At 40.7% G+C, this 17,598-nt stretch carries 19 protein-coding genes and 3 pseudogenes; 14 read left to right on the top strand and 8 right to left on the bottom strand.

The window, feature by feature from the left end:
* The 5 genes and pseudogenes from FTU91_RS12320 to FTU91_RS12300 form a co-directional block, all read left to right on the top strand.
* Positions 1–119: pseudogene (locus FTU91_RS12320) on the top strand (IS30 family transposase); the annotation flags it as partial.
* A complete protein-coding gene (locus FTU91_RS12315; protein ID WP_368856215.1) occupies positions 76–477 on the top strand; it encodes a GGDEF domain-containing protein in 402 nt (133 codons plus the stop codon). The pseudogene FTU91_RS12320 and the gene FTU91_RS12315, both read left to right, overlap by 44 nt.
* 191 nt (positions 478–668) lie before the next feature.
* Positions 669–4,124 (top strand): MASE3 domain-containing protein, encoded by a 3,456-nt coding sequence (locus FTU91_RS12310; protein WP_180082292.1) that lies wholly within the window; start codon positions 669–671, stop codon positions 4,122–4,124.
* Between the two features lie 195 nt (positions 4,125–4,319).
* Positions 4,320–4,478 carry a transposase gene (locus FTU91_RS16830; protein ID WP_171263236.1) on the top strand — a complete coding sequence of 53 codons (159 nt, stop codon included), beginning with the start codon at positions 4,320–4,322 and terminating at the stop codon, positions 4,476–4,478.
* A gap of 125 nt (positions 4,479–4,603) precedes the next feature.
* Entirely contained in the window at positions 4,604–4,762 is a 159-nt protein-coding gene (locus FTU91_RS12300) for a hypothetical protein (RefSeq protein WP_180044566.1), read from the top strand.
* A gap of 245 nt (positions 4,763–5,007) precedes the next feature.
* On the opposite strand, the gene thrS is transcribed toward FTU91_RS12300, so the two are convergent.
* The 6 genes from thrS to fur form a co-directional block, all read right to left on the bottom strand.
* On the bottom strand, positions 5,008–6,918 hold the full coding sequence (gene thrS, locus FTU91_RS12295; RefSeq protein ID WP_086197113.1) for a threonine--tRNA ligase: 1,911 nt from the start codon (positions 6,916–6,918) through the stop codon (positions 5,008–5,010).
* A gap of 36 nt (positions 6,919–6,954) precedes the next feature.
* On the bottom strand, positions 6,955–8,310 hold the full coding sequence (locus tag FTU91_RS12290) for a dihydroorotase (protein ID WP_180044070.1): 1,356 nt from the start codon (positions 8,308–8,310) through the stop codon (positions 6,955–6,957).
* Positions 8,300–8,860 (bottom strand): carbonate dehydratase, encoded by a 561-nt coding sequence (locus tag FTU91_RS12285; protein ID WP_166171516.1) that lies wholly within the window; start codon positions 8,858–8,860, stop codon positions 8,300–8,302. Before FTU91_RS12285 ends, FTU91_RS12290 begins: the two co-directional genes overlap by 11 nt.
* A 29-nt stretch (positions 8,861–8,889) precedes the next feature.
* A complete protein-coding gene (gene hisI, locus FTU91_RS12280; RefSeq protein WP_180044072.1) occupies positions 8,890–9,309 on the bottom strand; it encodes a phosphoribosyl-AMP cyclohydrolase in 420 nt (139 codons plus the stop codon).
* Positions 9,303–10,208 carry a GTP cyclohydrolase FolE2 gene (folE2, locus tag FTU91_RS12275; protein ID WP_180044074.1) on the bottom strand — a complete coding sequence of 302 codons (906 nt, stop codon included), beginning with the start codon at positions 10,206–10,208 and terminating at the stop codon, positions 9,303–9,305. The genes hisI and folE2 overlap by 7 nt, the downstream gene beginning before the upstream one ends.
* Before the next feature lie 102 nt (positions 10,209–10,310).
* Positions 10,311–10,727 carry a ferric iron uptake transcriptional regulator gene (fur, locus tag FTU91_RS12270; RefSeq protein ID WP_086197108.1) on the bottom strand — a complete coding sequence of 139 codons (417 nt, stop codon included), beginning with the start codon at positions 10,725–10,727 and terminating at the stop codon, positions 10,311–10,313.
* Between the two features lie 154 nt (positions 10,728–10,881).
* Between fur and FTU91_RS12265 the strand changes: the two genes are divergently transcribed.
* Genes FTU91_RS12265 through zigA form a run of 3 tightly spaced genes read left to right on the top strand, consistent with a single transcriptional unit; the run spans position 10,882 to position 13,278 of the window.
* On the top strand, positions 10,882–11,628 hold the full coding sequence (locus FTU91_RS12265; protein ID WP_086197107.1) for a D-Ala-D-Ala carboxypeptidase family metallohydrolase: 747 nt from the start codon (positions 10,882–10,884) through the stop codon (positions 11,626–11,628).
* Positions 11,621–12,031, top strand: coding sequence for a Fur family transcriptional regulator (locus FTU91_RS12260; RefSeq protein ID WP_086197106.1), 411 nt, complete (start codon positions 11,621–11,623; stop codon positions 12,029–12,031). Before FTU91_RS12265 ends, FTU91_RS12260 begins: the two co-directional genes overlap by 8 nt.
* Before the next feature lie 14 nt (positions 12,032–12,045).
* Positions 12,046–13,278 (top strand): zinc metallochaperone GTPase ZigA, encoded by a 1,233-nt coding sequence (gene zigA, locus FTU91_RS12255; RefSeq protein WP_086197105.1) that lies wholly within the window; start codon positions 12,046–12,048, stop codon positions 13,276–13,278.
* Between the two features lie 90 nt (positions 13,279–13,368).
* Here the strand turns inward: zigA and FTU91_RS12250 are convergent, their stop codons facing one another.
* Complete coding sequence (locus FTU91_RS12250) at positions 13,369–13,689, bottom strand: metalloregulator ArsR/SmtB family transcription factor (RefSeq protein WP_180082291.1); 321 nt, start codon at positions 13,687–13,689, stop codon at positions 13,369–13,371.
* A 145-nt stretch (positions 13,690–13,834) separates the two neighbouring features.
* Between FTU91_RS12250 and FTU91_RS12245 the strand changes: the two are divergent.
* The 6 genes and pseudogenes from FTU91_RS12245 to FTU91_RS12220 form a co-directional block, all read left to right on the top strand.
* Positions 13,835–13,984: pseudogene (locus tag FTU91_RS12245) on the top strand (MBL fold metallo-hydrolase); the annotation flags it as partial.
* A 71-nt stretch (positions 13,985–14,055) separates the two neighbouring features.
* Positions 14,056–14,838, top strand: coding sequence for a sulfite exporter TauE/SafE family protein (locus FTU91_RS12240; protein WP_086197103.1), 783 nt, complete (start codon positions 14,056–14,058; stop codon positions 14,836–14,838).
* Positions 14,839–15,077: 239 nt separating this feature from the next.
* On the top strand, positions 15,078–15,473 hold the full coding sequence (locus FTU91_RS12235) for a rhodanese-like domain-containing protein (protein WP_086197165.1): 396 nt from the start codon (positions 15,078–15,080) through the stop codon (positions 15,471–15,473).
* Between the two features lie 52 nt (positions 15,474–15,525).
* The gene (locus FTU91_RS12230) at positions 15,526–15,861 is read left to right on the top strand and encodes a carboxymuconolactone decarboxylase family protein (protein ID WP_086197102.1); all 336 of its coding nucleotides are present in this window, start codon (positions 15,526–15,528) and stop codon (positions 15,859–15,861) included.
* Between the two features lie 29 nt (positions 15,862–15,890).
* Entirely contained in the window at positions 15,891–16,511 is a 621-nt protein-coding gene (locus FTU91_RS12225) for a class I SAM-dependent methyltransferase (protein WP_180082290.1), read from the top strand.
* Positions 16,512–16,578: 67 nt separating this feature from the next.
* The gene (locus FTU91_RS12220; protein ID WP_086197164.1) at positions 16,579–17,322 is read left to right on the top strand and encodes an SDR family NAD(P)-dependent oxidoreductase; all 744 of its coding nucleotides are present in this window, start codon (positions 16,579–16,581) and stop codon (positions 17,320–17,322) included.
* A gap of 79 nt (positions 17,323–17,401) precedes the next feature.
* On the opposite strand, the pseudogene FTU91_RS12215 reads toward FTU91_RS12220, so the two are convergent.
* Positions 17,402–17,598, bottom strand: a pseudogene (locus FTU91_RS12215) (IS701 family transposase); the annotation flags it as partial.

Below are 17,598 nucleotides of genomic sequence, written 5' to 3'. Positions count from 1 at the left end.
CAAACGAACAAATAGAGCAGATAGAATTTGCACTCAACCATCGTCCTAGAAAAACACTAGGTTGGTATACACCGAGTGAAGTTATGGCTGGTTTTTATACTGTTGCACTTGCCGCTTGAATCCGCCAAGGTAAATGACAGCTATGGCCATGACAAAGGCGATATTGTCTTACAAAGACTGGCCAGACTGATGAAATATCATTTTCGTGACAATGACATCTGCTGCCGTTCAGGGGGAGAGGAGTTTATTATTTTAATGGCTGCTTCAGACCCGATCACCGTTTTTCAGGCGGCAGAACGACTACGAAAGGCAGTTGAAATCACGGAAATCGAGGAAATTGGCATCGTCACCATTTCAATTGGTATTGCTTATTGGCCGCATAGTTCTGAGGATGTGGAAGAGGTACTGAAAATGGCAGATCAGCAGCTGTATCAGGCCAAGCGTGAGGGACGTAACTGCACGCGTTCAGGTATCTAACTGATGCAAACATGACGGAGAGAGTTGAGGTATTTGATATAAAGATTAGCTGTAGGCAGCTCTCATGCAAGGTATTCACGGATTATTTACACCGGCCTAATGTTATAATAAACATGTGAATTTTCAGACAATACAAAATTTTAAACAGCGCTATGACATAAGGCCATTTTCGAACTTTATTGGGGAACTTTATGCCTAAATCATCTCGTGACTTATTTTCACCGGATGTATTCGACCTTAAGTCGTTTATTTCTCCTTATATGATGATCATTCCTCCGACGATTTTTGCCTTGCTGATCTGGTGGACCAATCAAAGTTTTGGTTTCGTCTTTACCCATACCATCGCGGAACTGATTTCCATCATTATCGCGCTTACAGCACTGATAGTGACTGTAGTATCGCGGCATTTTACTAAAAATTATTTTGTAGTTTTCATTGCGATTGCCATTGGCTGGTGTGGATTTATTGATCTGTTCCATACTTTGCTTTACAAAGGCATGCAGATTCTTCCTGTGGACAGTGCCAATCAGGCCACACAATTATGGATTGGCGCCCGCCTGTTGCAGGCTTTGACCATGCTCGTCGCACCATTCATGCTGACACGCGCGATCAAGCCTATCCCGCTGAATCTGTTTTTTGGTCTGCTCAGTGCCGGGATTGTGACTGCAGTCATGCTGGGTTTCTTCCCCACCGCCTTTGTTGATGGGCAAGGCCTGACCCCTTTTAAAATTTACAGTGAATATCTGATTATTGCGGTGCTGGCACTGGCGCTGATACTGGTCTGGCAGCGCCGCGAATATTTATCGCCGCAACTGACATTTGGGGTCAGTCTTTCCATGCTGACCATGATGGCCTCTGAATTTACCTTTACCCAATATGTGTCCGTATATGCCGATGCCAATCTGCTGGGGCATATCCTGAAAGTTTATTCCTACTGGTTCATTTATATGGCACTGGTCGAGTCGACCATCAAAGAACCTTTTAGTATGCTGTCCAAGGCGGCCAGCACCTATGACACCATTCCGGATCCGACCTATATTGTCAGTTCCGACCAAAGCATTCAGCAGGTCAATTTGGCGGCAGCCCGGCTACACGGTATTGCTGCGGCACAATTGACCGGATCTTCCGTGCATGAACTGGTGCATGATCCTCGTGTAAAGGCCGAGGATTGTCCGGTCTGTTCCAGGCTGCAGCAGGCACCGCAAGAGTTTTTAATCCAGTTGACCTTGCCGGACCGCAAAACGGTTGAGTGTCATGTCGCCCCCTTTGCAGAACGCCTGGGCAAAAAACCGGTCTGGGTTATGGTGGTGCATGATATTACAGACCGCCAGCTTTTACTGCAGGATCTGCAGGAAAGGGTTAAAGAAGTACGTTGTCTGAACCAGATCAACCAGCTCTGCAACCACACGCATACGGGCATGACTGAACTGTTGCAGAAAGCCATGGAAATCATCCCTTCCGGCTTTTCCTCTCCGGAAAGGATTCATCTGAGGATTGACAGTGACTGGGGTATTTTTGGCACTGAACCTCCTGCCGAAACGCCCTATCTGCAGTCGGCCTTTGCCAATGACACCCAGAAATTCGGAAACTTAACAATTTGGTATGCTCAGGCACCGGATACGCCCGCTTTTCTGGATGAAGAGCAGAGTCTAATCGATCACATCACCAGCCAGATTACCAATGTTTATATCCGGTTACAGTCCCAGGGGCGGGTAGCACGTTTAACCTATCTGTACCAGCTGCTTAGTGAAACCAACCGGGTGATTGCGCATAGTCAGAACCAGCAGCAGTTGCTGACTGAGTTGCAGCAGGTACTGCTGAAGCTGGGTAGTTTTGCCAAAATTCTGATTGCGCTGAAGGTTGACGATCAGGCGGACAGTCCACTGGTGATTCAGTTCCATCATAATATTAGCGCTAATATTTTGCCCACTTTGCAGACTGCCTTGCAGCAGGATCAGAATACTCCGTTGAATCAGTTGAAAAATACCAGCCCTGATGTGGATGTTTATAGCTATACATTGGTCAATGATCCTGATAAGGGTGTTTCTCCGGAATACCGGACCTGGAGACAATATTTAAAACAGGAGCAGATCCATCAAGCGGCATTAACGCCGTTGCTGTTACAAGGCCATTTCTGGGGACTGGTTGGGCTGTACACCACGGGCCAAGTGGAATTTGATCAAGAGCAAATTCAGCTGCTGCAAAATCTCTCCAGAGATATTTCATTTGCGTTGGAGCGTTTTGCAGCTGAGCAGCAGCGTCAAACGGCCGAAACCTATTCGCAGCAGATGGAACAGCGTTTCCAGCAGGTGTTTTTGCAGTCGCCAGTACCGATGCATATTATTTCCATACTGGATGAACGCATTCTTGCAGTCAATCTGGCCTATGAAAAATGGCTGGGATACAGCTTAGAGGATTTTCAGGACCGGGAAGCTTGGTTGAAAAAAGTGGCACCAGATGCAGAACAAAGACAGTTGATGCAGCGGAGCTGGCAAGCGGCCTTGCAGTTGGCGAAAAACGGCAAACAGGTGCAGTTTCCTGAAGTTACCCTAGTAGCTAAAGATGGTAGTCAGCGTATTGCGCAGCGTACGCTGGCGATTGTCGGTAATGATGCGATTTTGGCCTGGGCTGATCTGACCACCATCCGGCAAACCGAGCAGGCATTAAGAGACAGCGAGCAGCGGTTCCGTGGCATGGTTGAACAAACAGTGGTCGGAATGTATGTACTGCGCGACAATCAATATTTATACGTCAATCCAAGTTATGCCAATATGCTAGGTAGATCTGCCGCCGAGCTCAACGGACATAATATTTTGGAGTTTAGCGATGCGGCTGCAGACACGCTGGCGTTGATTCACCAAGCTGAGGATAGGATACAGGCGGCAGAGCATTTCAGTATGCCATCTATCGTTCCGTTCCGACATCGAAATGGTCAGATCCGGGAATTTTCTTTGCATAGCCGTCACATTACTTGGGACGATGACTTGCCTGCCGAAATTGTTATGGCACAGGACATTACCGAGCAAAAGCAGGCACAGGACCAGATTGCCCGGCAGCTGGAACAGCTGGAGGCCACCATGTATGGCACCTTGCAGGCGGTATCGATCATGGTGGAATTGCGCGATCCTTATACTGCAGGGCATGAACGCCGTGTCGGTTTGATTGCCAGTGCGATTGCCAAAGAAATGGGCTGGGATGAAAAACGCTGTCTGCAGATGGAAGAAATTGGACTGGTACATGACATTGGTAAAATTTCTATTCCTTCCGAGATTCTGACCAAACCTTCTCGTCTGACTCATCTGGAAATGGAAATGATGAAAGGCCATGCACAAGCCGGTTATGAAATTCTTAAGGATGTTCCTTTCAATATTCCGATTGCTGAAATCATTGGCCAGCATCACGAACGGATGGATGGTACCGGTTATCCTAAAGGATTAAAAGGTGATGAGATCCATCCTGAGGCCCGTATTCTGACCGTGGCAGACGTGATTGAGTCAATGGCTTCGCATCGTCCTTATCGTGCGGCTTTGGGGGTTGAGGTGGCCCTGGCAGAAATCTTACGTGGACGCGGGACGATTTATGATACGGAAGTTTGTGATGCAGCAGTACGTTTAATTAAGGAAAAGGGATATGTCCTGCCAAGTTAAACAGGCTTGAAGACCAGCTGAATAGCAGCCAAAAAGTTATTCACTCTTTGAGTTTAATGGGAATTGGGAAGACCGATATTTTCGAATGCTTTAAATTGAAGTATTAAGGTGTGTTCAGAATTAGGTCAATAAAACTATTCCGTTTATAGTTTCGTTATGGATAGATACCTATTTACAGATGCTCAATGAGAAAAAATGGAACTACTCTGCCTCGGTAAAGTCACAGATCGGGGTCGGATCGGTACAAATAATAGATTATTTCTAGAAGCTTTATTGTGGACTGCACTTAGAGGTAGTCGATGGAGAGATTTACCATATGATTTTGGCAAATTGAATACTGTTTTAAAAGGTTGATACTGCTGGGTGAAAGCCCGTGTATTCGAGAATTTTTGAATTAGTCAATGTGGATTCTGATCTTGAATACGCCATGGTGCAAAAGGGAGAGCTATTCCTAAGCGATTGGTCAATCAGAAGATGGAATGACTACTAAAATCCTTGCCTTAGTCGAGAGTTTGGGAAATTTGGTTAAATTCCGCTTAATGCCCGGACAATCTCATGATCTTGCTGAAGTTAAGTCACTGATTAAAGATATAGATTTTCAGGCATTATTAGTAGATAAAGCTTTTGATGTAGCTTAGTTATTGAAGGAGCTTGATCATCGTGGAGTAAAAGCAGTTATTCTCCGAAAAGCCAAGCGTAAAGTTCAGCGTATATTTGATCGTTGTATGTATAAATGGCGGCATTTCATCGAAAATTACTTTGAAAATTGAAAGAATTCAAACGTATTGCCATGCGTAGTGATAAAATAGACTCAAATTTTGCCGCCATGATTTATATTTGTGTGAGCGTAATTAACTCTCGTTCATTCTCAACACACCTTAGATTAGCTTGTAGATGTATTATTAAAAAAATCGAGTAACTCAGAGTATTGAAAATCTCCTAAATCTACTCCATTTTGCGCACGTATTCGAACAGATGATAGTTGTGCTTCCTGCTCACCAATGATGATCAGATAAGGTATTTTTTGTAGCGTATTTTCACGGATTTTATAGTTCAATTTCGTTTGACTTAAATCTAATGTTGCCCTAAAGCCATACTTTTTAAGCGAGTCTTGGACGTGTTTGGCGTAATCATGTTGTGCATCTGTAATTGGTAAAATTGCGATTTGAACCGGTGCAAGCCAAAATGGGAAATGTCCCACATAGTGTTCAATTAAAATACCAATAAAGCGTTCAAAAGATCCAAATAAAGCCCGATGTAACATCACAGGTCGTTGTTTTTGATTATTTTCATCAATGTAATGAATATCAAAACGTTCTGGTAAATTTAAATCAACCTGAATCGTCCCGCATTGCCATTCACGACCAATAGCATCTTTTAAGGTAAATTCAAGTTTGGGACCATAAAATGCACCTTCACCGATATTTAAGGTATAAGGGATATCAAGCTGTTCAAGAGATTGTTTTAGTGTATTTTCTAAAAAATCCCAAATTTCATCTTTACCGACACGATGATCAGGACGTGTGGATAATTTGATCGAAATTTCATTGAAACCAAATTGTTCATAAATTTTATAAATGAGAGCAATCGTATCTTTACATTCAGATAAAAGCTGGCTGTCAGTGCAAAAAATATGGGCATCATCTTGGGTAAAATGGCGAACGCGCATTAATCCATGTAAAGAGCCAGATGGCTCATAGCGATGAACTTTACCAAATTCTGCCATGCGTAACGGTAAGTCTCTATAACTTCTTAATTCATGTGCATATAGACAAACTGCGCCAGGACAACTCATTGGCTTAAGCGCGTAACTCCGCTGATCTTTAGTGACTGTGGTAAACATGTGCTGCTGATAGTTTTGCCAGTGTCCCGAAATTTCCCAAAGCTCACGATCCATGACATCGGGAGTATTAACTTCAATATAACCCGCATCATCTTGTTGCTGGCGTAAATAATCTGTCAATAACTGAAATAATTTCCAGCCTTTCGCATGCCAGAATACGGCACCAGGTGCTTTATCATCAAAATGTAGCAAATCAAGTTGCTGTGCTAATTTACGATGATCTCGTTTTGCTGCTTCTTCAACTTGCTTTAAATGTTTTTTTAATTGTTTTTGGTCAGCCCAACATGTGACATAAATTCGTTGCAACATAGGGTTTGTAGAGTCGCCTTGCCAATATGCACCAGAAACATGAGTCACTTTAAAATGTTCTAAAAATTCAGTATTTGGAACAAGTGGACATAAGTAAACATCAGAGAAATCATTATTTTGATGAAAATATAATGTGCTTAAATCACTCATATTTTTTAAGTGTTGATATTTAAAATCAGAATTTTGCTGTTTAAAAAAATCAGCGGCTTGATCGGACGTAATCTTTTCTGTGCGTATATCTAAATGTTGTTGTACCCACTCATGCATTTTCAGTTCAATTTGTTGCAAATCATCCTGATTAAAGGATGGAGTATCGGCGAAGTCACAATAAATACCATAATCAGTAATCTTATATTCTACGGGGTGAGCAGAAGGGTATAACTGATGGACAGCCTGTGCCAATAGATAAGCATAGGAGTGTCGTAGTAGATTTAAATGATTGTCATCGTTCAGACTGAAAAGTTCGATGTGACAGTCATGCTGGATAACATAGTGTAAATCAACGAAATGAGCGTCAACTTTAGCGAGAAAAGCTTTTTTATAGCTTTGAATTTTGAAACGAGACAAAACCTCAGAAATCGCCATGGATTGTTCGAGTTGAAAATGGTGAGTTGAACCAAGAAAATTAAACTGGATATTCATATAGAGTCATCTAAATACGGGTAAGGCTATTGCAGATTAGCGGTCAATTTCTAAAGCTTGACCCTGACAGTTAAGATAAGGTTGCTGTTGATGCCATGCGAGTTGACCAGAAATGATGGTTGTATCCACCAGATGGCGGAATGTTTTCTTTTGGAAGGGTGTCCAGCCGCAACGCATATAATTGGTTTGTTCAGCTACAGATTGTTTTTGATGATTTTCACGGATGAGGACTAAATCTGCCCAATAACCTTCACGGATATAACCTCGATCTTTAATGCGGAATAAATCAGCAACCTGATGTGAGGTTTTTCTTACCAGTGTTTCAATCGATAGTTTTTGATCTGCCACTAATTCTAATAATGCAGGTAATGCATGTTGAACTAGAGGTAAGCCTGAAGGGGCATTAAAATAAGATTGTTGTTTTTCTTGCCATGTATGCGGTGCATGATCTGTACCAATAATATCAAGACGATGGCTATTAGAAACTGCCTCAATAAGCGCCTGTTTGTCATTGCTAGTCTTAATAGCTGGATTACATTTTATTAAATGGCCTAAATCAGCATAATCAGATTCATCAAAAGTTAAGTGATGTATACATACTTCAGCAGTAATATGCTTTTTGTCCAATGGCAAATTTTTAAATAAGCAAAGTTCTTTTGCTGTTGTCAGATGTAGCACATGTAACTGTGTACCGAATTTTTCAGCGAGTGATACGGCTAACCGCGAGCTTTCAAAACAGGCTTGTTTATCCCTGATTTTAGGATGTAGGTATGCAGGGACATCTTCGCCATATTGATCACGATAAAACGCTTCCAGTTGTTTAATCCGTGGCGTGGATTCGCAATGTGTTAATAAAATAGTGGGTACATTAGCAAATAAGCGTTCTAAAATCTTTGGATCATCAACCAGCATATTACCCGTTGATGCTCCCATAAAGACTTTAACACCGCTGACCAATTTAGGATCAAGTGCTTCAACAATCTCTAAATTTTGTGCACTTACACCAAAGTGAAATGCATAATTGGCTATGCTATGTTGGGCTGCAATTCCTTTTTTATAGTGTAGTGCAGTTAAGTCCAATGTAGGAGGATTGGTATTTGGCATATCCATGATACTGGTAATTCCACCTATCGCAGCTGCCAAAGACTCTGAGACAAAACGCCCTTTTTGTGGTGAGCCTGGGTCACGGAAATGGACTTGATCATCAATCATGCCTGGGAGTAACCATGCTCCATCAGCCTCGATGCTTTTGGCATTGTAGATACCCGTTATATTAGATTGGATTTTACTAATACGACCTTGCTGAATGAGCACATCACAAATTTGTTGCTGCCCCTCATTAACCATATTCGCATTACGTATAATTAGATTGGGGAGTTGTCTAAAATTCATTTTGTAATGCCTTATAACCTTGTACCAACTCAATATTGGTGCTCACCACACTTTCAGAAAATTCACTGATAGAAATATCGATTGGAGGGTACTGACTTAAGTCCGTTCGAGCATTGATATAACTCATCGCAGGTACATAAAATGATTCAGGCAAATCGCGACCATCGACCACTGCATTATGACGGATGGCACTATGATCACCGACTTTACAGTTGAATAAGACGCTGTTAAAGCCGACAAATACGCGGTTACCAATCACACATGGACCATGAACAATCGAACGATGGGCGATGGATGAGTTTTTTCCAATTGTGACTTGTGCACCTGCTTTTGAATGAATGACAACACCATCTTGGATATTTGAATTTTCACCGATAATGATGGGTTGCATGTCGCCATTTTCATCTACTTCATCTGCACGGATCACTGCATAAGGACCGACAAATACGTTAGCTTCAATGATGACTTTTCCACAGATAATTGCGGTTTGATCAATATAAGCGGATTGGTCAATGATAGGGAGATGACCAGTTGGATTTTTACGAATCATGGTAATGTCTTCGATGTTGTATAAATTGGCTAAATGATGGGCTGAGTTAAAATTGTGGCGTGTTGTTTGTTTAATCCAAGATAAAAACAATTGGGACGATCAGTGTGGCAGGCGGGTCCAGTCTGTTCGACCAAAAAGAGAATGCTGTCACCGTCGCAATCAAGTCTGGCTTCAATGAGTTTTTGACGATGTCCTGAACTTTCGCCTTTTCGCCATAAGCGCTGCCGCGAGCGAGACCAATAGCAAACCTGTCTTGTATTCAGGGTTTCAAGTAGTGCATCACGGTTAATCCAAGCAAGCATTAAGACATCTTTACTCTGTATATCTTGTGCGATTGCAGTGATTAATCCATCCTTGTTCCAGGGAATGGCATCAATAATGCTTGCCAGTTCATAACATTGCCCCATCTTTCCTTGTTCGATGTCTAGAAAAATTGTCGAACTTACCATTGCCATGAACCCTGCGCGACTGCATCGTGGGCATGTAAGCTTTCAGCATGGATGACTTTAAAGTTAAATCCTGCAATACCTGAGTAGTTGACAAATGCGTGGTATAAGCGGCGTAAAGCATCTTCACAGAACATTAAATTTTGACCATTTGCTAATGCGAATGCCTGCTCATCTACACGTTTGACAGCAGTCTGAACGGGTGTTGCCAAGGCTTGTTCTGCATGGGAAATGAATTGTCGAATTGGAATAGACTGTAAGCAAGGGTCTAATTTAAAACGTAGCTGAGCAAAACTTCTTTGGCTGTGTGGTGTTGCTACAATCGCGTCTGTTGTACCTAACCACGCCATGACATCATCCGTGTTTTGTGGATTTATTTTTTTTGTATCAACGGCATCTTGAAAGCTTTTTTGAATGAGGTCTCGTGCCAAAGCCGCAGAACAAGGACAGGTTGAAGAATAGGTGATTTCTATTGCTAATTCAGCTTCAAAAGTATGCTCATTTAACTGACAGCATAAGCTGAAGGGATAGCTTTTCCAGCCCGATAGTACACTGATTAAAGCAGGTTGTTCTAAGTTAAACTCCGCTTGAATATCAAGGCGGGCTTGTTGAGAGAGCTCAGTATGACTTGCTAAGAAATCCTGAAGTGTTTGATAAATGTGATTTAAAGTTAGGTCAGGCAGTGAATGGAGCTCCAGCAGTCGAGTATACAGTCTAGACATATGGATGCCTTTGGCCTGAGGATCATCTAAGCTGACATAGGCATTTACTTTACTGGCACACAGTGTGTTTTGAATTTGAATGGGCAAAGCAATATTTTCCATTCCGACCCAATCAAGAGGATAGGTATGTGTGTGAAGAAAAGGCGCAGACGAGATATCTGGGAGTTGCGAGGCATTCATATTGGAAAGCAAGTATTATATGTTATGTTATAACATAACATATAATGAGTATTGTTTCTAGTCCGGCCTTGATAAGAACCGATAAATACTCAATTTTCTATTTTATTTTTTGGAATTTCTACAATATCCAAATAAGATTAGAGAATGTCCTGTGAGTTGGAAATCATGATTTTCTGCAATACTTAAAAGTAATTTTTCAATTTCTTCATTCTTAAACTCAATGATTTGGTTTGTTTTTTGACATACAAGATGATCGTGGGAAGTATCTTGTTTTATTTCAAATAGGGCATGATTATGATCAAAGTTATGGCGTTGAATAATACCTGCCATTTCAAATTGAGTTAAGACACGATAAACCGTCGCTAGTCCAACATCTTCATCTTGTTCTAAGAGTTTTTTATAAATATCCTCTGCACTCAGATGGTGAGGACTTGAGTTTTCTAATATTTCTAAAATTTTTATTCGCGGAAGAGTGACTTTTAGTCCTGCTTTTCTCAGGTCTTGATTGCTAATCGCCATATATAATCCGTATTTGATAAGGATAGGGAGGAATGTAAATTTTGAGGAAGAACTTTTAAACTCATAAGCTATGTTATAACATAACAATATTAATGGTAAACTTATTAAAATTGCCAAGACGACATTTAGAGTTGCGAGATTGTAATAACTGAATATGAAGCATTTTTTAATTATAGGGTTACTTTTTTGTCTTTCAGCATGTAGTCAAAAACAAACAGGGCAATTGATTTACTCATCGAATGCCTCGGGGAAATATGCCACAAAAAAACATAAATCTGTACTATCAAATCGATTATTCAAGAAAATTGCACCAATTTCTTATCAGCATTGGCTATCTCAGCCTTTAAATAAAGATCAAGTTCTTCGTTATAAAGAGTTTTTAAAAAATAATAACTTACACAGTGTCATACCTGAGTTTGAGTTATTTCAAACTGCGAGAGATTGGCAAAATTGCAATGCATCCGAATATGAAATTCCATCTCAAGAAATTTGGAGCAATATTATTCCGACCTTAAAAATTTTGAAGGAATTGGTTGATGTCAAAGTGATTGATGATTTTACAGTCACTTCTGTCTACCGTAACTCTGCCTTAAACCGTTGTGCGAGTGGTGCTGATTCTTCAAGGCATGTTTTTAATGCAGCACTCGATTTTCGAATTGGTTCTGAACAACCCACGCCAGAAGAATCTGGAGTGATTCAGCAAACAAAAACTAAATTGTGTCAATTTTGGGTCGAAAAGGGAGTCACTTTAAATATGGGACTTGGTATTTATACTTCTGGGCAAATTCATATTGATAGTGCTGGATATCGTACATGGGGACCAGATCATAAAAGTACCTCATCACCTTGTATCACTCAGCTTTTGTCCAATCAGAATAATAAAGGAACACGAGATGAATGAATTAAAACTCAGTGTTGTGCAGCAAAGAGTGTTAACAATTTTGCAGAATGAGCAGAAGGCAATGAGCGCCTATGCTTTATTAGAAAAGGCAAAATCTTTCGGATTGCAATCTCCAGTACAGATTTATCGTATTCTAAAAAAATTATCAGGCTATGGACTGATACTTAAACTCGATACATTGAACAAATATTTAGCGTATGAATTGAGGAAGAAGCAAAGCTATTTGCTCGTCACGATTTGTACAGAATGTCAGGCAGTACAAATCGTTGATTCACCTCAGTTTGCTCACGCCATCGAACAGTCAATTTTCCCTCAAAATTTTAACTCTAAACATCATTATTTAGAGCTCGCAGGTCAATGTGCTTTATGTTTTTCCAAACATAACAGCCCTTTATTAACATAAAAGTGAGAAAGTCAATGGATCATCCTTTAGCCATCCCAGCAAAATTACCTGTAACTGTGCTGTCAGGATTCCTCGGTGCAGGTAAAACGACATTACTCAACCATATTTTAAATAACCGTGAAGGCCGTCGTATTGCTGTCATTGTCAATGATATGTCGGAGGTGAATATTGATGCTGCTTTAGTACGAGAGGGCGGTGCAGAACTTTCTCGTACAGATGAAAAGCTGGTCGAGATGAGCAATGGCTGCATTTGCTGTACGTTGCGTGAAGATTTATTGGTTGAGGTTCGTCGCCTTGCACAAGAGCATCGTTTTGATCAATTGGTCATTGAGTCAACAGGAATTTCTGAGCCATTACCTGTAGCAGAAACCTTTACTTTTGAAGATGAAAATGGTGTGTCACTGAATGAGTTTGCGCGACTTGATACCATGGTGACGGTTGTAGATGCCTTTAATTTTTTAAAAGATTACAGCTCGTATGATAGTCTGCAACAACGTGGAGAATCATTGGGTGAACAAGATGAGCGTACAGTCGTTGACTTGCTGATTGATCAAATTGAATTTTGTGATGTCATCATCTTAAATAAAGTGGATCTGATCAATGAAGAAGAAAAGCAACGTTTATTTGCAATTTTAAATAAGCTCAATCCACGCGCAAAAATTGAAATTTCTGAATTTGGTCAAGTCGATTTAGATAAGCTTTTAAACACGGGACTTTTTGATTTTAATGAAGCTTCTCAAGCTTCAGGCTGGCTGAAAGAATTGCGTGGTGAACACACGCCTGAAACAGAAGAATATGGAATTAAAAGTTTTGTATATCGTGCCAGACGTCCATTTCATCCACAACGCTTTTATGATTTTATCAATTCAGAATGGCAAGGTGTAGTCCGTTCTAAAGGCTTTTTCTGGCTGGCATCAAACCCTGAATTTGCTGCTTCTTGGTCACAAGCGGGTGCGATGGCTAGACATGGTGTTGCAGGCTATTGGTGGGCAACGGTTCCTGACGAGCATTGGCCAGAGGATCAGCAAAGCCGTGATGAAATCATCAAAAATTGGGATGAGCGTACTGGCGATGCACGACAGGAAATTGTACTGATTGGGATGGATATGGATGAGCATAGTTTAATCCAACAGTTTGACCAATGTTTACTGACGGATGAGGAAATGGCTGGGGGACCTGAGCAGTGGAAGCTGATGCTTAACCCATTTCCCGATTGGGAAAATTTAGGCCAATCTTTAGATCATTGATTTGAATGTGTAACTGACTCTTTTGTTTGAATAAGTGAGCAAAAGAGTTTGTTATCTAAAATATGAAATATTTTGAGGATGTCTCTGGTTTTAGTCTAAGTCTTTATCACTCTGACAGTACAAGTCATATAGGGTCTGCATGATTTTTAATATTCGTATATCACTTAATTGATAAAAAATCTGCTTACCTTCACGACGTGTTGATACTATTTTACTTTTTCTCAGTACAGTCAGTTGTTGTGACAAGGTCGGCTGGTAAACCCCAGCAGATATTTCAATTTTTTGAACATTCAATTCACCATTAACTAAGACACATAAAATTTTAAGACGATCAGGATTGGATAAGACTTTTAAGCAATCAGTCACAAGATTGACTTTGGAAAAGTCTATTTTTAATTCATTGTTATTCATAAATTTATCCTAAAATTCACCTTATTCTATAAAAAAGTAAAGTAACACTTGAATATAGTATATAATTATATATTATTAATAAATATATTGTTTGGTGTGTTTTGTATGTTATGCATGACGATCTAATTTCCTTTACTGGTGGATTGTCGAGATGCGAAACCAGCGTGATTCAGGACTGAGTATGCCAAAGCTGATCCTACCTTTCATTCAGATCAATATGAAAGGTGGACAGTTCCCAATGCCAGAAGAGAATGGGGTTTCTTATTTAAAACTTCCACTCAATTACTTTAAATAGGCATTTTTTCAAGATTAAACAAAAAGGTTTGTCGTTGTTTAATTGCTTTAGTAAATAGAGGAACAGTGGCTATGTGGGTATTGATACTTGAAGGGCTGGCCATCGGCGGGTTATTGGGTTTAACCGGTGCTGGTGGTGGTATTCTGGCTGTACCGGCACTGATGGCGAGTCAGGGTTGGACTGTTGCACAGGCTGCACCTGTAGGCTTGCTTGCAGTCACTTTGTCTGCATTCGTTGGAACGTTCGAAGGTTTATTCAAGCGTATTGTACGTTATCGTGCTGCACTCTGGATCGCCTTAATCAGTATTCCTTCAGCCCGTTATGGCGTGCATTTAGCCGATATAGTTTCTCCAGTCTGGTTGACGCTGGCTTTCAGCCTAGTGATGCTGATTGTGGCTTACCGGATATTCTTTAACAAAGTCAATGACTATGAAAATCCACCGTGTAAAGTCAATCAAACGACCGGTCGCCTGATCTGGAATTTGAAAACTGCCTCGTTCCTCGCCGGTATTGGTGTAGTTGCTGGTTTATTAACTGGCCTGCTTGGGGTTGGTGGTGGTTTTGTAATTGTTCCAGCGCTGCGTAAATTCACAGACCTCGATATGCGTAGTATCGTTGCGACTTCCCTGATGATTATCTTCCTGATTGGCAGTGTCAGTATTTCTGCCCACGTTCTGGATGGCTTTCAATATCCTGTTTCGGTTACGCTGACTTTTGTTCTGGCTTGTATCATTGGGATGCTCATTGGGCGTAGTTTGATACCTTTGATAAAGAGTAATCAAATCCAAAAGGTTTTTGCCACGACCGTGATTGGGGTGGCAATCTATTTAATCTATTCAGCACTCATAGGCTAGTCCTGTGCATTGTATGGATAAAGAATGCATGAGTTGATGTATGACTACATGATCTGTCATCTGAATGAATATCAAACAGGTGTAGAGTCTAAAATGAATTTAGCAAATGGGCTGTTTGCAATAGTGTGATCGTTGTAACAGTGCTGGAATGAGAGTTTATAACAAAGTGCTTTTAAGTTGCTGATCTGGCATTTATAACAGATGAGGCTGATTTTGATGAGTGAGGAAGAGTAGAAATGATGAAAACGGCAGAGCAAATGATCCTGAATGCGAAAAGACGGATTCAGGAAGTGAGTGTAGATGACTTACTTGAAGCCATGAAAAATCATAAAACCATTCTGATTGATGTTCGGGAACCGGATGAATTTCAGGCGGCAGCGATAGACCGTGCAGTGAACTATCCTCGTGGTGTTTTAGAAATGAGGATTCACCAGCATCCTTTGGCGAGCCATCATTGCGATACCCTACAGGCACTGGAACATCTTAAAGATCAGCCGATCTATTTGATCTGTGGTACAGGCGGCCGTTCGGCACTGGCTACAGATACTTTGCAGAATATGGGTTTTACTCAGGTTAAATCCGTTCAAGGGGGATTTCAAGCATGGCTAGAGCAGGGCTATCCGGTACAAAAATAATCTATTGAATAAGCAAAACCTTATTGTTGATTGTTTAGTTTGAGAGAAAGTCATGAAATACAAAGAATTAACCCAGAATATTTCAGGTAATTTAAGAACGCTCAGTCAGGATTCACCTGATTTAATGAAAAGTTTCAATCAATTATCCCAGATCGCAATGCATGATGGTGTGATTGATCCCAAAACCAAGGAATTGATTGCATTGGCGATTGGTGTGGCTGCACGTTGTGATGGTTGTATCGGTTTTCATGTCAGAACCCTGGTCAAAATGGGCATGACCCTGCAGGAGCTGGAGGAAGTTCTGGGTGTTGCGGTGTATATGGGCGGTGGACCTTCATTGATGTATGCTGCAAATGCCCTGGAAGCATTTAAAGAGTTTTCCAACTGATTGGATAGTGGCGTAAATGGAGGGATGAAATGAGTCAGCACTGGAATGAATTGTATACCCAGACGCAGGACCTATACGGCACAGCAGCAAACCTGTTTATCCAGGAAATTGCGCGGAAAATCCGGATTGAAGGTAAAACACTGGCAATTGCTGAAGGAGAAGGAAGGAATATCCTGTACTTGGCTGAGCAGGCAAGACAGGATAATTATCCTTTTTCGGCAGAAGTTTGGGATTATTCCGATGTTGCTTTGAAGCATCTGTCCAGCAAAGCCGAAGCCACAGGGATAAATCTTGAACTCCGACATGTTGATTTAACAGCAGCTAAATGGCCATCCGAGCGTTATCAAAACGTGATTTGTGTATTTGGTCATTTCGATACAGAAACGCAAACAAAGGTTTTAGAAGGCATAAGAAAATCTTTGCTAAACGGTGGATGGTTTATCGGTGAGCTGTATTCAAAGGAGCAGATCAACTATAAAACTGGTGGCCCTAAAAATATCGAATATTTATACGATCCGTGGGATATTTTGCAGGTTTTCAAGCAGGATCATATCCATCTTTTTTATGTTGGAGAGCAAGAAAGACAGGAGGGAAAATTACATTGCGGTAAATGTCATGTTATTCAATTTGCAATACAAGTGATGAAGTAAAAACAAGTGAATTATTAAATGTGATGCAAATATTCAGCATTGCAGTACTTTAAAAAGAGGTTTTATTATGTCAAATCGGTTCAAAAATAAAGTTGCCCTAGTTACTGGTGCGGGTTCTGGAATTGGGAAAAGCACAGCTATGCTTTTAGCGAAGCAGGGTGCAAGTGTTGTAGTATCGGATATTAACTTTGAAGCAGCACAAAAAGTTGCTGAGGAAATTGTATCTTTAGGCGGTAAAGCGGCTGCGAATAAAGCCAATACGGCTGAACCTGAAGACATGAAAGCAGCAGTTGAATTTTCAGTCAGCACCTATGGTGCGCTTCATTTAGCTTTTAACAACGCTGGAATATTGGGTGACGTTCAGCCAATTGCAGATTTAAGTATTGAAGCTTGGCGTCGTGTGATTGATATTAATTTGAATGCGGTCTTTTATGGCTTACATTATCAAATCCCTGCAATATTGGCAGCCGGCGGTGGTGCGATTGTGAATACAGCATCAATTTTAGGTTTAGTTGGGACTGAAAATATTTCTGGTTATGTTGCAGCTAAGCATGGTGTAACCGGGCTTACTAAAACGGCTTCGCTAGAATATGCTGAAAAGGGTATTCGTATTAATTCAGTACATCCAGGTTATATTAAAACGCCTTTAATTAGTGAGTTTGATGAAGCTGAACTGATAAAATTACACCCAGTTGGTCGTTTAGGAAATCCTGAAGAAGTTGCTCAGGTCGTTGCTTTCTTACTCTCTGATGATGCATCCTTTGTAACGGGCAGCCAGTATGTGGTAGATGGCTCCTATACTTCACAATAAGTTAATTTTAGGAAAGACCTTCACCTGATTGAGAAGGTTTTTCCTTTTAAAATTTATATAGAATAGGACTTACGCACTATTACTTATAGATTCTCTGTGGTAGCAGATGATTTTTATCGAGAATAAAGTCATCAATGAAGTTTTTGATAATTGGTCTAAATAATTTCTTCTGCCAACGATATATATTTTCAAAGATCCGCTCAAACTGGTTCTTTTGTATCTCAACGTAGGCCATCAAGGCTGAAAAAATATGATTCAAAATCAGTTTAGATCGTC

The organism is Acinetobacter sp. YH12201, from assembly GCF_013418145.1.
GTDB lineage: Bacteria > Pseudomonadota > Gammaproteobacteria > Pseudomonadales > Moraxellaceae > Acinetobacter.
This window is presented reverse-complemented; position numbering and strand designations above follow the sequence as displayed.